This is a genomic window from Ruegeria sp. YTSC199, assembly GCF_059609725.1.
This window is the reverse complement of record NZ_JBXWMF010000005.1, coordinates 1-13,055: the sequence shown is the minus strand read 5'-3', so window position 1 is coordinate 13,055 and position 13,055 is coordinate 1. Positions and strand designations below refer to the sequence as shown.

The following is a 13,055-nucleotide window of genomic DNA, read 5'->3' as shown; positions in this document are numbered from 1 at the left end:
GACAATTCCGGTTGCAGAGCAGACCGCAAAACGGCAGTGTCCGCGCGCAGAAAGGAACGGGCGTATGATCGAAAACCTTGATCTGACAAAACTTGACCAACGCGATCCGGTCGAACTTGGCAAGCTGCTGCGCGCGGTGGGTGAAGTGGGTTTTCTGACCGTTTCGAACACCGGGCTGAACGCTGACCGCGTGCGTCAGGTTCTGGGCGCGTATCGTGCGTTTTTTCATCTGCCCGAGGCCGAGAAGAAACGGGTCGATATGGCGCTGACCGGGTCCAACCGGGGCTGGGGCGCGTCGCGGTCCGAGCAGGTCGACCCGGAGGCGAATCCCGATTTCAAAGAAGTGTTCGATTGTGGCTATGAATTGCCTGTGAACAGTCCCTATGCCGATGCGGGACTTGGTGTCTACGCCCCGAATCTGTGGCCGGACAATCCACCAGCGTTCAAGGAGACAATTCAAACCTATTACATGGATGCCTGCGCAGTCGCGATGCGCGTTTTGCGGGCGATCGCCGTGGCGCTGGGGCGCGCGGAGAACAGTTTTGATGGCGCGTTTGATACTCCGATGGCGCTGCTGCGGGGAAATTTCTACCCGCAACGTCCCGATTGGGCCGGGGAGCGCGACTTTGGCATCGGCGCCCATACGGATTATGGCTGCCTGACTTTGCTGGCCACTGACGGAACCTCGGGGTTGGAGGTGCGGATGCCCGATTATAGTTGGGCAAAGGTCGAAGCCGGGCCCGGGACCTTCATCATCAATTTCGGTGAAATGTTGGAGCTCTGGACGGCGGGTCAGGTCAAGGCCACGCTTCACCGTGTGGTTGGTGGCGCACACGAGCGCCTGTCCGTGCCGCTGTTTTTCAACCCGTCATTTGACACCAACGTAGCACCGCCAAAATCAGGTCGGATCATTCGCGCCGGCGAGCATCTGACCCGCCGGTTCAATGAGACCTACGTCCACCTACAGGCATCTTAGGATTGGGGCGTCAGCCCTTCGTCGAATTTGATTGACTCGCCACAACCGCAGGCGTCGACAACGTTCGGGTTGCGGAACTTGAAACCTGATTCCAAAAGCGAGACCTCATAGTCGATCTCGGTCCCGAACAGAAACATCTGCGCCATCGGAGCAATCATGATCCGCGCGCCGTCCTGTTCGACGACCTCGTCGTTCGCGTCGGCCTGATCGACATAGTCCATGGTGTATTCCATGCCGGCACAGCCGCCTTTCTTGACGCCGATGCGCAGGCCGGCGTGACCACCTGATTTCATCAGGCGGACAATCTGCTCTGCCGCTTTGGGCGTCATGGTCACGGCCTGTTTGCCGGGAATGCCGAACATTGTGATCTCCGTTGTCGCGCGTAGCATCCAATCTAGTGCTGACATGGCAATGGCTCAAGACATAGCAGCGCTGCTTACCTAACTTTTCTGTCGCCCCGGGAATGACGCTTGCCTTTTGAAATCAAGTGACCTTAGCTGAACCCAAGGGTTTTCAGACAAGGTGAGATGAGATGGCTAACTATAAAGTTTTTTGCAAAAACATGGCATTGGCGTCAATTCTTTCGGTGGCCGCCGGTATGGCGTGGTCCGAAACCGCGCAAAAGGTACATCCAGTTAATTGCGCAACCGCCGAAGGCGATTTGCGCGCGATTGCAGCCGAAAAAAAGCACGCACAGGATCAACAGGTTGAAAGCGTGGTCGCGCTCACGCCCGCAGGGGCGCTTTTGGGGTTGGCGACCGGCACCGAAAACAAGAGATTGTCCATGTTGGCTGGCGACTATGTCAAAGCGTTGGATGAAAGAGCCGCCGAGATCAAGTCCAAGTGCGGTGTTCAGTAACCCTTTGGCTTAAATAAGAAAAGACCGCTCTCGGGCAAGAGCGGTCTCTTATTCTGGCCGTCCGGCGGGGAATTACGGGGGACGTGTAATTCCTCCCGGCCTGTACTGTGTACTTTACGGGATGCACGTACCAGCACGCCGGGACTATTCTCGGACTAGGTAACGGTTTTTCGACGGGTTGGTGACAGAAAAGTAAATCTTTTGCGACAAAGGTTTGTTTTGTCTGGCTTACATAAAGCCAAGTTCCAGCCGCGCCTCGTCCGACATCATCTCCATGCCCCAGGGCGGTTCCCATGTCAGTTCGACGTCAACCTCTTTGACACCCGCGACGGGTTCGATTGCTTCGACGATCCAGCCGGGCATTTCGCCGGCGACCGGACAACCGGGCGCAGTCAGCGTCATGATGACTTTCACCGCGTTTTCCTGCGTGATGTCGATCGTGTAGATCAAACCCAGATCGTAGATATTCACCGGGATTTCCGGGTCAAAGACCGTACGGCAGGCTTCTACCACTGCGTCGTACAGGGGATGCTCAATGGACGAAGGCGAAATCAGTGGTGTGCCTTCCAGGTGTTCACTCGGATGAGTCATTGGTGCCTCGGGTCTGGTTCCTGAGCAATTATATAGGGAAAGCCTGTGGCAGCGTCCAGTGGTGCAATGACGCCCCCTAAGGGGCGCCTACAGGTCCTAGTCGTTGATGTCGTGCCGGAAGGTTTTCACCTGACCATGAGGCAGGGAGTAAACCCGACGCAGCACCAGCCATGCGATCAGGGACAATGCCGCGAAGATCAACAGCAAAACCGGCAGCGAAGGCGTCATTCCGGGGATGACAAGAAGCAACCCGGTGATGGCTGCCCCGATCGCAAAGCCCAGAAAGATAAATCCGGGCAACACGATCTCGAGGATTCCAAGCGCCAGCGCTGCGGCCAGCCAGATCCACCAGGTCAGCCAGAAGGGATCGGCCATTACTTACCTCCTCTCAGCATCTTGAAGGCATCGCCAAATGCCTCGAGCGCGTTGGCGGGCACAACGATGGTTTGAGAACCGGTGCCATTGCCCAGTGCATTCAACGCCTCGACCTGTTTCAGGGCAACCTGATACTGCGCGGCCTCGATGCCGTTGTCCTGAATGGCCTTGGCAACCACACCGGTTGCATAGGCTTCGGCTTCGGCCTGTATACGGCGGGCCTTAGCGGTTTGCTCGGCCGCGTAAAGTTCCGCATCGGCGCTCAGTTCTACCGCACGTTTCTGACCCTCGGCTTCTGTCACCTGTGCGCGGCGGGCGCGCTCGGCGTTCAGCTGTTGCAGCATCGCGTCGCGGGTGGCCTGATCCAGGTTTACGTCCAGAATCTCGGCGCGGGTCACTTCGATCCCCCAGTCATCAACGGCGGTTTCTACGCTTTCCTGAATGCGGGTGATCAGTTGCGCTCGGTTCGATTGGACCTCATCCAGATCCATCTTACCGATTTCCGCCCGGACGATACCGGCCACGGTTGTTGCGATAGCGCCGTCAACGTCGCGAATACGGTACACCGTCTTTTCCGGTTCGAGAATGCGATAAAACACCGAGGTGTCGATCTGCACCAGAACGTTGTCCTTGGTAATCGCGTCCTGCGTCGCGTTCGGCAGTTGGCGTTCAAGAATGGATATCTTGTGGCGGGCAACATCCAGAAAAGGAACGATAAAGTTGATGCCCGGGCCAAGCACCGAGTGCAGGCGTCCGAACCGTTCGACCACGTACTTTTCGGATTGTGGAACGATTTTGATACCTTTGAAAATGACAACGACGATCAAAACCGCCGCCAGTATATAAATGATGTTTGACGTCAGCAATCCAACGATCTGGTCTTCGTTCATGCCTATCATATCTGTCCTCTTTTATTGTGTACTATAGTATACATATGGGGATTGAGTCGCCCGTTTTCAATTCTGGTATGGGGCGAATGCACTAGGATGCAAATCTCTGACGTCGACGACATGGGGCGGAATTTTCGGATTGTGACCGCTTTGCATCCCACCGTGTTTGCGTTATCGGGCAGGGATGAAACTGATCATCGATACAGACCCCGGCATCGACGATGCCATGGCGATTGCCTATGCCGCTGCCGCGCCCGAAATTGACCTGATCGGGCTGACCACAGTTTTCGGCAATACGCATGTGCATCAATCCAGCCGCAACGCCCGTTTTTTGCTCCAAAAGCTTAGGCTGGACGCGCCGGTGGCTGAGGGTGCTGCATTTGCGCTGGGTCAGAGCCGTCATGCTCCGTCCGACCACGTGCATGGCCCGGAAGGCTTTGGAGATATTACTGAAATCCCTGACATCGGTGCCAACCACGACATGTCAGCGGCCGAGTTTCTGGTCGATACGGCGCGTCGCCATAAGGGCGAACTGGTCGTCTGTGCGGTTGGCCCTTTGACCAATATCGCCCTGGCCATGCAACTGGACCCTGAGTTTGCGCGCAATATCAGGCGCTTGGTTGTCATGGGTGGCGCGGTCTATTGCCCCGGTAATGTGAACCACCATGCAGAGGCCAACATCTATCATGACGCCCGTGCCGCGGACATCGTCTTTGCCACGCCACCGGAAACCATGGTTGTGGGGTTGGATGTGACGTTGAAAACCCTCTATGAAACTGCTGATTTCGACGCGCTGGCCGGGCGATCCCCGGATATGGGTGGGTTTCTGCGGGATATTTCTCGGTTCTATCTGAAGTTCTACAAAGAGGTCGGCGGGCTCGAAGGGTGCGGCCTGCACGACTCAACTGCGGTGATTGCCTGCACGCATGAGCTGATGTTCGAAATGGTGGAAACCGGCCTGAACGTGGTGACTGAGGGGCCAGAGATCGGCGCTACGCGTCCCGATCCGTTGCGCCCTGCGGTCCGCGTGTGCCGGGATGTGGACGGGGCAGGAGTCGTGCAACTGTTCACTGAGCGCGTCGCGTCACTGCCCTGACGGGTTGCAATGGCTGGGCAGATCGGGCACATCCCACCCGGTTCAGCGACCCCGAGGCAACCCCATGACCGAGCGTTTTTCCTTTGACTTGAAAGCCACCGACGGCAAGGCCCGAACCGGAGTGATCAACACGCCGCGTGGCGAGGTGCGGACGCCCGCTTTCATGCCTGTGGGCACTGCGGCGACGGTTAAGGCGATGATGCCCGAAAGCGTGCGTGCGACCGGGGCGGATATCCTGCTGGGCAACACCTATCACCTGATGCTGCGTCCCACGGCCGAACGCATCGATCGGCTGGGCGGGTTACACAAGTTCATGAATTGGGAGCGCCCGATCCTGACCGACTCGGGCGGGTTTCAGGTCATGTCGCTGGCCGGGTTGCGCAAGCTGACCGAAAAGGGCGTGACGTTTAAATCCCATCTCGACGGCTCAAAACACGAGCTGACGCCGGAAAGGTCGATGGAGATCCAGCGCCTTCTGGGCTCCGACATTGTCATGTGTTTTGACGAATGCCCGGCCTTGCCTGCAGACCGGGATCGCATTGCCGATTCGATGCGCCTGTCGATGCGTTGGGCTGATCGCTCGCGTGAAGCGTTCGGAGATCGCCCTGGACACGCACTGTTCGGCATCATGCAGGGCGGGCTGGAACAGGATCTGCGCGAGGAAAGCGCCGAGGCGCTCAAGCAGATCGGGTTCGAAGGCTATGCGGTCGGTGGTCTGGCCGTGGGTGAGGGGCAGGAGGCCATGTTCGATTGTCTCGATTACGCCCCGGATTACCTGCCGACAGATAAACCGCGGTATCTGATGGGGGTTGGCAAACCCGACGACATCGTCGGCGCCGTCGCGCGCGGCATCGACATGATGGATTGCGTTCTGCCCTCGCGCTCGGGCCGCACGGGGCAGGTGTTTACCCGGCACGGTGTTGTGAACATCAAAAACGCCCGCCACGCTGACGACCCGCGCCCGCTGGATGAACATTGCACTTGTCCGGCCTGTTCGAATTACTCCCGCGCGTACCTGCACCATGTGTTCCGCTCGAATGAGATGATCTCGGGCATGTTGCTAACCTGGCACAACCTGCACTACTTCCAGGAAATCATGCTGGGTATGCGCGACGCGATTGCGGCGGGCAAGTTCGAGGCATGGCAGGTCGAGTTTCACGCGAAGCGTGCGCAAGGCGACATCGAGCCTCTTTAGTCATTTGCGATAGCGCCATTCTGCAAAAACGGTGGATATGTCGGCGCGATACCTTGCAGTCCGGAAAACCTCGGGTCATTCTGAACCGCGATACACGACGGTAAGGTTGAAAAAGGGCGATGAGGCCCCACCTTTATCGTCCAAGACAGGAGATGGCCAGGCGTTGCCTTATTCAGGGACCGGAGCCATCTTGCCAACGATAAGGATTGAGCATGCAAGAGCCTCTGAATTCCTCATACCCCGTACTTCCGCTGCGCGATATCGTGGTGTTTCCACACATGATTGTGCCGCTGTTCGTGGGTCGGGAAAAATCCGTCCGCGCACTGGAAGAAGTGATGCAGGACGACAAGCAGATTCTGCTGTCCAGCCAGATTGACCCGGGCGATGACGATCCGGTCGAAGACGGAATTTACCGTTCTGGTGTTCTGGCCAATGTTCTGCAATTGCTGAAGTTGCCCGATGGCACCGTAAAGGTGCTGGTCGAAGGGCAGGCACGCGTGCAGATCACTGAATTTCTCGAAAACGAAGAGTTCTTCGAAGCCCGCGCCGAGTATCTGACCGAGATTCCGGGCGACGTCACCACGACCGAGGCGTTGCAGCGCACCGTCGCGGATGAGTTTGAGCGCTATGCCAAAGTGCGTAAGAACATCCCAGAGGAGGCGCTGACCGCCGTCGGTGAAACCGCCGAACCAGCCAAGCTGGCCGATCTTGTGTCGGGTCATCTGGGCATCGAGGTTGAACAAAAGCAAGAACTGCTGGAGACGCTCTCGGTCAGCGAGCGGCTTGAGAAGGTCTATGGCCTGATGCAGGGCGAAATGTCGGTTCTGCAGGTGGAGAAAAAGATCAAGACCCGCGTCAAATCCCAGATGGAGAAGACGCAGCGCGAGTACTATCTGAATGAGCAGATGAAGGCCATTCAGAAGGAGCTTGGCGATGGCGAGGACGGCAGCAATGAAGTTGCCGAACTGGAAGCCAAAATCGCCGAGACCAAGCTGTCGAAGGAGGCGCGCGAGAAGGTCGAGGGTGAACTGAAAAAGCTGCGCAACATGAGCCCGATGTCCGCCGAGGCGACCGTCGTACGCAACTATCTGGACTGGATTCTTGCGTTGCCGTGGGGCACCAAATCCCGTGTGAAAAAGGATCTGGGCCGTGCGCAAGAGATCTTGGATGCTGATCACTATGGCCTTGAAAAAGTCAAGGAACGGATCGTCGAGTATCTGGCAGTTCAGCAGCGTTCGAAAAAGCTGAAAGGCCCGATCATGTGCCTCGTCGGCCCTCCGGGTGTTGGTAAGACCTCGCTTGGCAAGTCGGTTGCGCGTGCGACGGGGCGCGAGTTCATTCGCATCTCGCTGGGTGGTGTTCGTGACGAATCCGAGATCAGGGGGCACCGTCGGACCTATATCGGCTCGATGCCCGGTAAGATCATTCAGGCGTTGAAAAAGGCGAAAACCACGAACCCGCTCATCCTGCTCGACGAGATCGACAAGATGGGGCAGGACTTCCGTGGCGACCCGGCTTCGGCCATGCTTGAGGTGCTGGACCCAGAGCAGAACAATACGTTCATGGACCACTACCTTGAGGTCGAATACGACCTGTCGAACGTGATGTTCCTGACGACGTCGAACAGCTACAACATGCCTGGGCCTCTGCTGGACAGGATGGAAATCATCCCGCTGGCCGGCTACACCGAAGATGAAAAGAGCGAGATCGCGAAGCAACACCTGATCAGCAAGCAGGTTAAAAACCATGGTTTGAAAGCCAAGGAATTTGAACTGACCGATGAAGCACTGCAGAAGATGATCCGTACCTACACCCGTGAGGCGGGCGTGCGGAACCTAGAGCGTGAAATCGCCAAGGTGGCGCGGAAATCGCTGACCAAGATCATCAAGAAAGAGGCGGACTCGGTAACCGTGACGCCGGATAATCTGGATGAGTTCCTGGGCGTGCCTAAGTTCCGTTACGGTCTTGCCGAGCAGGACGATCAGGTTGGTGTCGTCACGGGTTTGGCCTGGACGTCCGTGGGCGGTGACCTGCTGCATATCGAGGCGCTGAAACTGCCCGGCAAAGGGCGGATGAAGACCACGGGTAAGCTGGGCGATGTGATGAAGGAATCCATCGATGCGGCCTCGTCTTATGTGCGGTCGATCTCGCCTCAGATCGGGGTGAAGCCGCCGAAGTTCGACACGCTGGATATCCACGTCCACGTGCCGGATGGGGCTACGCCCAAGGACGGCCCGAGCGCCGGTTTGGCGATGGTGACCTCAATCGTGTCCGTGCTGACCGGAATCCCGGTGCGCAAGGATATCGCGATGACCGGTGAGGTTTCGCTGCGCGGCAACGCCATGCCGATCGGTGGTTTGAAGGAAAAACTGCTGGCGGCCCTTCGCGGTGGCATCAAGACCGTTCTGATCCCGGAAGAAAACGAAAAGGATCTGGCCGAGATTCCGGACAATGTAAAAGAAGGGTTGAAGATCATCCCTGTCACGCATGTATCGGAAGTGCTGAAACACGCGCTGATCAGCGATCCGGAACCGGTTGAATGGGATGAGGCCGCGGAAGAGGCTGCGGCAGCTGCAGCCAAAGCGGCCGAAGATGCAGGGCGATCCGCAACAGCGCATTAAACAAATCAAAGGCGGGGTTTTCCCGCCTTTTTTACAACCCGATGACGGGTTTTTTCGGGTCTAGAATCTCTTCCTCGGCAATATATTCCCGGAACTTTTCCGCGGGCAGGGCAGAGCGCACCGCCAGACTAAAAATAACTGCGGAAAACAGTACGCATAACGCAATGTCCCACCCGAACGGGATTTGCTTTAGCGCGCCGTCCCCGAACTGACCGAGATAGGAAATCAACCCGATTCCAACAAGGTACGGCAACAGCCACAATGCTTCGGTCACGTCCATCTCGTCCAGCCTGTTGTGAAACCGTGCCAACAGCAGAATCAATCCGATGACCAGCGCGATGCCGAGGCGCCAAACCGTGTCCCAACCGCTCCAATATACAACAAGGGTTGCGATGGCGAAGGCTGACACCGCGACCAGTTTTACCGCCGGGATGCGGATGGATCGAGGGTGATCCGGCATCAGATGGCGCAGGCACACAACAGCAATCGGGCCAACTGCAAAGGACAGCACGATTGCGGCACCATTAAGCGCGATGACAGTGGTGAACGGAATCGTCAACAGAAACAACACCCCGATCAGGAAGTTCAGTGCCAGCGCCCATAACGGAACACCGAATGAGGAAAGAGTCATTAGCCGTTTCGGCAGAAATCCGTTCTTTGACAAAGCCATGGCGATCCGGGCGTTCGATCCCGTTGCAACCAGCCCGTTCCCGAATGGTCCGATTACCGAACCGATGTTCAGAATGCTCAGGAACCAGACAAACCCGACCGAGATAATGACGCCGTCCAGCGGGCCTTGGCCGCCGAAACTCAGGCTGGCCCAACCGTTTTTCAGCATGTTGGCATCCAGTGCCCCGACAAAGGCGATTTGCAGGCCCAGATAAATGGCCGCGCACAGCACAATGGACAGGACCAGCGCAGTGGGGATAGCGAATTTGGGGTTTCGAACCTCACCGGCCATATCAACCACATGGCGAAACCCGATGAAGGAAAAAATGACCCCGCCGGTCGAGACCGCAGCCATGATGCCTTGCAAACCGTAGGGCGCGAATCCGTCCGGCCGCGTGAAGTTCTGCGCGTCGAAGCGGTTGTAGATCAGTAGGGCGGACAAAATGATCGGGATCGCGATTTTTGCCCAAGTCAGGGTTGCGTTTACCTGAGTGAAGAACTTGACGCCCAACGCGTTGACCGCGACGAAAAGCAACATGAAGAACAGGGCGACGGTGATGCCCGCTCCGGTCAGGTCTCCGGTTTCGGCCGTGTGTAACCACGGGGCATAGGGGGCGAGGTATTTCAGCATTGCCTCAACCTCGATCGGGGCGGTGGTGTTGTAGCCGATCCAGGCCGTCCATCCCATCGCCATCGAGACGATATTGCCATGCGAAAACTGCGGCACCCGCGCAATGCCTCCGGGGATCGGCAGCATGGCCGAGATCTCGGCAAAGGTGATCGCCAGAACAAACATGGCGGCGGCGCCGATGATCCACGAGATTACGGCAGCCGGACCGGCATGTTGCACGGCGAGCAGGGGGCCAAATAACCAGCCGGACCCAATGATGCCACCGACCGAGATGAAGGTCAGGCCAAGCAGGCCGATATCCCGTTTCAGTTTGGCCACGACCGTGCCCCACCCATCATCGCCGCATAGCGATGCGGCCGTTCAAAACAGGATACGCAATTGTGGCGATTTCTGGCAAGCACTTGTCAGGGCAGGGTAAAACCAACACTGGCAGCCAAAAAGGGGAATGGTGGGTGATAAGAGATTTGAACTCCTGACATCTTCGATGTGAACGAAGCGCTCTACCACTGAGCTAATCACCCGTGAGGCCGCGTAATACAGAGAGTTCTGTTGGCTTGCAAGAGCACCAGACATGCAATTTCTGGAATTACGGGCACAAAAAAACAGGCAGCAGAAACCCGCTGCCTGTTGCCTTGCAGATTGATCTTACAGGATGAAATCGTCTGCGGTCAGATCGTGCAAACCGACTAGTTTGATCATCATTTCGGGTTCTTCGTCACCGTCAGTGTCCACGTAGACGAAGGTTCTGTCATTAAAGGTGCCTTCGAGGTCACTTTGTACAAAATAAACTTCACCCTGATCGGAATCCGTCGCTGGGGTTTCACCGTTGAAGACAAAGGTATCGTCGCCATCCAAAACCGTGCTGGCATCGATGGTGCTAATGTCGATTTTGTCCCGGCCGCGGGTAAAGTCCGTGATCAAATCGGTATACCTACGATCAGCAGAACCATCGGTGATCGAGTTGTAGACAAATGTGTCAGAGCCGCCGCCACCGGTCAAAGTGTCCTTACCAAGGCCACCGATCAATGTGTCGTTTCCTAAACCGCCATAGAGAGTATCCCAGCCTCGAACACCACCATTCACAGTATCGTTGCCAGCACCGCCTCTCAGGACGTCGTCTTTAGTGCCGCCGTCCAGGATGTCGTTACCGGCATTGCCCACCAGATAGTTGATCTGATCGTCGCCAGTGATGTTGTCGCCCTGCGCCGAACCGATAACGTGTCCGATGTTCTGGATGGTGTCGGTGCCATAGCCGGTATTCTGCGCGCCGGTGTTGGACAGGTCTACAGTGACACCGTTGCTGCCTGTATATCGCAACCAGTTGTCGCCCTGACCGCCGTTGATCGTGTCGTCGCCGTCGCCGTCTTTGTTCACAAAGGTGTCGTTTCCATTGTCACCCGACATGGTGTCGTTGCCTTTGCCGCCCGTAATCCAGTCATTTCCGTCGCCGCCGAATATCCTGTCGTTACCGGCACCCCCGGCAAGAGTGTCGTTGCCATAGGCGCCATTCAGGTAGTTGTTGTGTTCGTTGCCAACCAACCAGTCATTGCCATACCCGCCAAACGCATTTTCGATAACAACAGCGTTGGCTATGGTGAATCCGCCTGCAATGCCAGAGGCGGACGAGATCTCTCCACCTGCATTGTGGCCCTCAAGATCGGCATCGTTGAGGTTGATGTACACGTCGCGCCATACGCCAACCGCAGAAATCGCGTCGTTCCCACCGGTGTCCCAAATGGCCTTCCAAAACGTCCCCACGCCGTTTACGCCCTTGATTTGGTAGATGTCGTTCCCAGTTGCATTTTCAGCCGTCCCGTAAATGGCTTGGAGAGCCGCAATGTCCAATGCCATCGGGGTTGCCGAGTCACCATAGGTGTAGCTTGTTACAGGGACTTTAGATGCATGCCCTGAATTGTAGGACATGATCGTATAGACGCCCTGGTTTTGACCATCGGTGCCATAATCGTAGAAGGGTTCAGTCACGCCGTCGAAGATGGTCGAGCTTCCACCGTTGTCGTGCGGGTGGGCCAGGCCAAGGCCGTGCAGAATTTCATGCAGGATTGTTGAGAATCCCGCGCCGCCCTCTTGCAGCCCTTGGTAGCTGTAAATAACCGAGTCGTAGGCGAACAAGCCAAAAAGTGATTTGAAACCATAATCCTGCAACAGCGGTTTATCCCCTGGAACTTGATGAAACCCAACAGAACCAGGGCCTCCCAGTGCTTCCTGCGTGACCACTGCGTAAGTAAAATCCGTGCTAACCAATTCGCCTTTCCAAGTTTTCAAAGGGGTTTCGAAGAAACGGACAGGAATAATCTTTTCGATGATACTCAGTGCAGAGCGAATAGCTGCTTTCATTGGTTCCGGTACAGCCGCTGCTGCCAGGGTGCCATCGTCGAAGTTGTACTCGAGTACGGTCGATCCATATGTCGGTTTTAACGAGGTTCCCCAGATAAGACCGTCCACATAGGTTAAGCCCGTTGGCTCAGGTCCCGGATGAGTTCTGTTGACATATGGCATTTTCTTACTTCCATCTTTCAAAACACAACCAGAGGACAGCCACGAAGCGATGCCATAGGTTGCATTAGCCTTCCATTTGGCCCCTTCAAATCGGAACCATCTATTTTCTTCGGTTTCTTTCACTTCGAAACTTGCGGGTGCAAGCCGATAGTCAAAACTTATTAAGTTTTGGTACTTTATGTCGCCTCTTGCACACGAAACGTGGCCGAAAAATGACGGCCGCGTTGGGTGCTCGGGATGACGTTGCGACCGGGAATGGTTCTATTGATTTTTATGTACAAATTTTTCGAAAACCTACATCTTATGGGTATCTTTAGCGGATTCGGTGAGCGGCGAATCCGTAGAGTTTTGTCAGGGTGTTTTGCGGACGCTATACCCGCAGTCAGCCGGGGCAATTCCGGATATCTGATCAGCGCGTAAAGGGTCCGCTTGGCAGGGGATGGGTCCCTGTGGAAGCGAACAATTTTTACGATCTGGAAAAAAACTTCAAAACGCCGCTTGACGATGTCGGGGCGTGGCCATAATACACCCCAACGTTCAGCAACGAACGGGCAGCGGGCGGTTGTAGCTCAGTTGGTTAGAGTACCGGCCTGTCACGCCGGGGGTCGCGGGTTCGAGCCCCGTCAACCGCGCCA

At 56.4% G+C, this 13,055-nt stretch carries 11 protein-coding genes and 2 tRNA genes; 6 read left to right on the top strand and 7 right to left on the bottom strand.

The features are described 5' to 3' along the window. The first annotated feature begins 64 nt into the window (after positions 1 to 64). Positions 65 to 976, top strand: a complete 912-nt coding sequence (locus tag AC2FEE_RS05895; protein ID WP_496863714.1) for an isopenicillin N synthase family dioxygenase — start codon at positions 65 to 67, stop codon at positions 974 to 976. Here the strand turns inward: AC2FEE_RS05895 and AC2FEE_RS05890 are convergent. Beyond that, complete coding sequence (locus tag AC2FEE_RS05890; RefSeq protein WP_496864020.1) at positions 973 to 1,338, bottom strand: HesB/IscA family protein; 366 nt, start codon at positions 1,336 to 1,338, stop codon at positions 973 to 975. The genes AC2FEE_RS05895 and AC2FEE_RS05890 overlap by 4 nt on opposite strands. A 200-nt stretch (positions 1,339 to 1,538) precedes the next feature. On the opposite strand from AC2FEE_RS05890, the gene AC2FEE_RS05885 reads away from it, so the two are divergent. Next, the gene (locus tag AC2FEE_RS05885) at positions 1,539 to 1,835 is read left to right on the top strand and encodes a hypothetical protein (protein WP_496863713.1); all 297 of its coding nucleotides are present in this window, start codon (positions 1,539 to 1,541) and stop codon (positions 1,833 to 1,835) included. A gap of 228 nt (positions 1,836 to 2,063) precedes the next feature. Here the strand turns inward: AC2FEE_RS05885 and AC2FEE_RS05880 are convergent, their stop codons facing one another. The 3 genes from AC2FEE_RS05880 to AC2FEE_RS05870 all read right to left on the bottom strand — a co-directional run bounded on the left by AC2FEE_RS05880 (position 2,064) and on the right by AC2FEE_RS05870 (position 3,691). Continuing rightward, positions 2,064 to 2,426 (bottom strand): SUF system Fe-S cluster assembly protein, encoded by a 363-nt coding sequence (locus tag AC2FEE_RS05880; RefSeq protein ID WP_496863712.1) that lies wholly within the window; start codon positions 2,424 to 2,426, stop codon positions 2,064 to 2,066. Positions 2,427 to 2,522: 96 nt separating this feature from the next. Beyond that, entirely contained in the window at positions 2,523 to 2,801 is a 279-nt protein-coding gene (locus tag AC2FEE_RS05875) for an NfeD family protein (protein WP_170398461.1), read from the bottom strand. After that, positions 2,801 to 3,691: an SPFH domain-containing protein gene (locus AC2FEE_RS05870; protein WP_496864019.1), complete on the bottom strand. Its 891-nt coding sequence runs from the start codon at positions 3,689 to 3,691 to the stop codon at positions 2,801 to 2,803. Before AC2FEE_RS05870 ends, AC2FEE_RS05875 begins: the two co-directional genes overlap by 1 nt. Positions 3,692 to 3,875: 184 nt before the next feature. Here AC2FEE_RS05870 and AC2FEE_RS05865 point away from each other — a divergent pair, with 184 nt between their 5' ends. From AC2FEE_RS05865 to lon, 3 genes are all read left to right on the top strand, one after another. Then, a complete protein-coding gene (locus AC2FEE_RS05865; protein WP_496863711.1) occupies positions 3,876 to 4,787 on the top strand; it encodes a nucleoside hydrolase in 912 nt (303 codons plus the stop codon). Between the two features lie 64 nt (positions 4,788 to 4,851). After that, positions 4,852 to 5,982, top strand: coding sequence for a tRNA guanosine(34) transglycosylase Tgt (gene tgt, locus AC2FEE_RS05860; protein WP_496863710.1), 1,131 nt, complete (start codon positions 4,852 to 4,854; stop codon positions 5,980 to 5,982). Positions 5,983 to 6,194: 212 nt separating this feature from the next. Further along, positions 6,195 to 8,603 carry an endopeptidase La gene (gene lon, locus AC2FEE_RS05855; protein ID WP_496863709.1) on the top strand — a complete coding sequence of 803 codons (2,409 nt, stop codon included), beginning with the start codon at positions 6,195 to 6,197 and terminating at the stop codon, positions 8,601 to 8,603. Between the two features lie 31 nt (positions 8,604 to 8,634). Here lon and AC2FEE_RS05850 read toward each other — a convergent pair whose 3' ends face one another. The 3 genes from AC2FEE_RS05850 to AC2FEE_RS05840 all read right to left on the bottom strand — a co-directional run bounded on the left by AC2FEE_RS05850 (position 8,635) and on the right by AC2FEE_RS05840 (position 12,543). Then, a complete protein-coding gene (locus tag AC2FEE_RS05850; protein ID WP_496863707.1) occupies positions 8,635 to 10,221 on the bottom strand; it encodes an APC family permease in 1,587 nt (528 codons plus the stop codon). A 128-nt stretch (positions 10,222 to 10,349) separates the two neighbouring features. Further along, positions 10,350 to 10,424, bottom strand: a tRNA-Val gene (locus AC2FEE_RS05845). 124 nt (positions 10,425 to 10,548) lie between these two features. Beyond that, positions 10,549 to 12,543, bottom strand: a complete 1,995-nt coding sequence (locus AC2FEE_RS05840) for a M10 family metallopeptidase C-terminal domain-containing protein (RefSeq protein ID WP_496863706.1) — start codon at positions 12,541 to 12,543, stop codon at positions 10,549 to 10,551. A 435-nt stretch (positions 12,544 to 12,978) separates the two neighbouring features. Between AC2FEE_RS05840 and AC2FEE_RS05835 the strand changes: the two genes are divergently transcribed. After that, positions 12,979 to 13,055, top strand: a tRNA-Asp gene (locus AC2FEE_RS05835).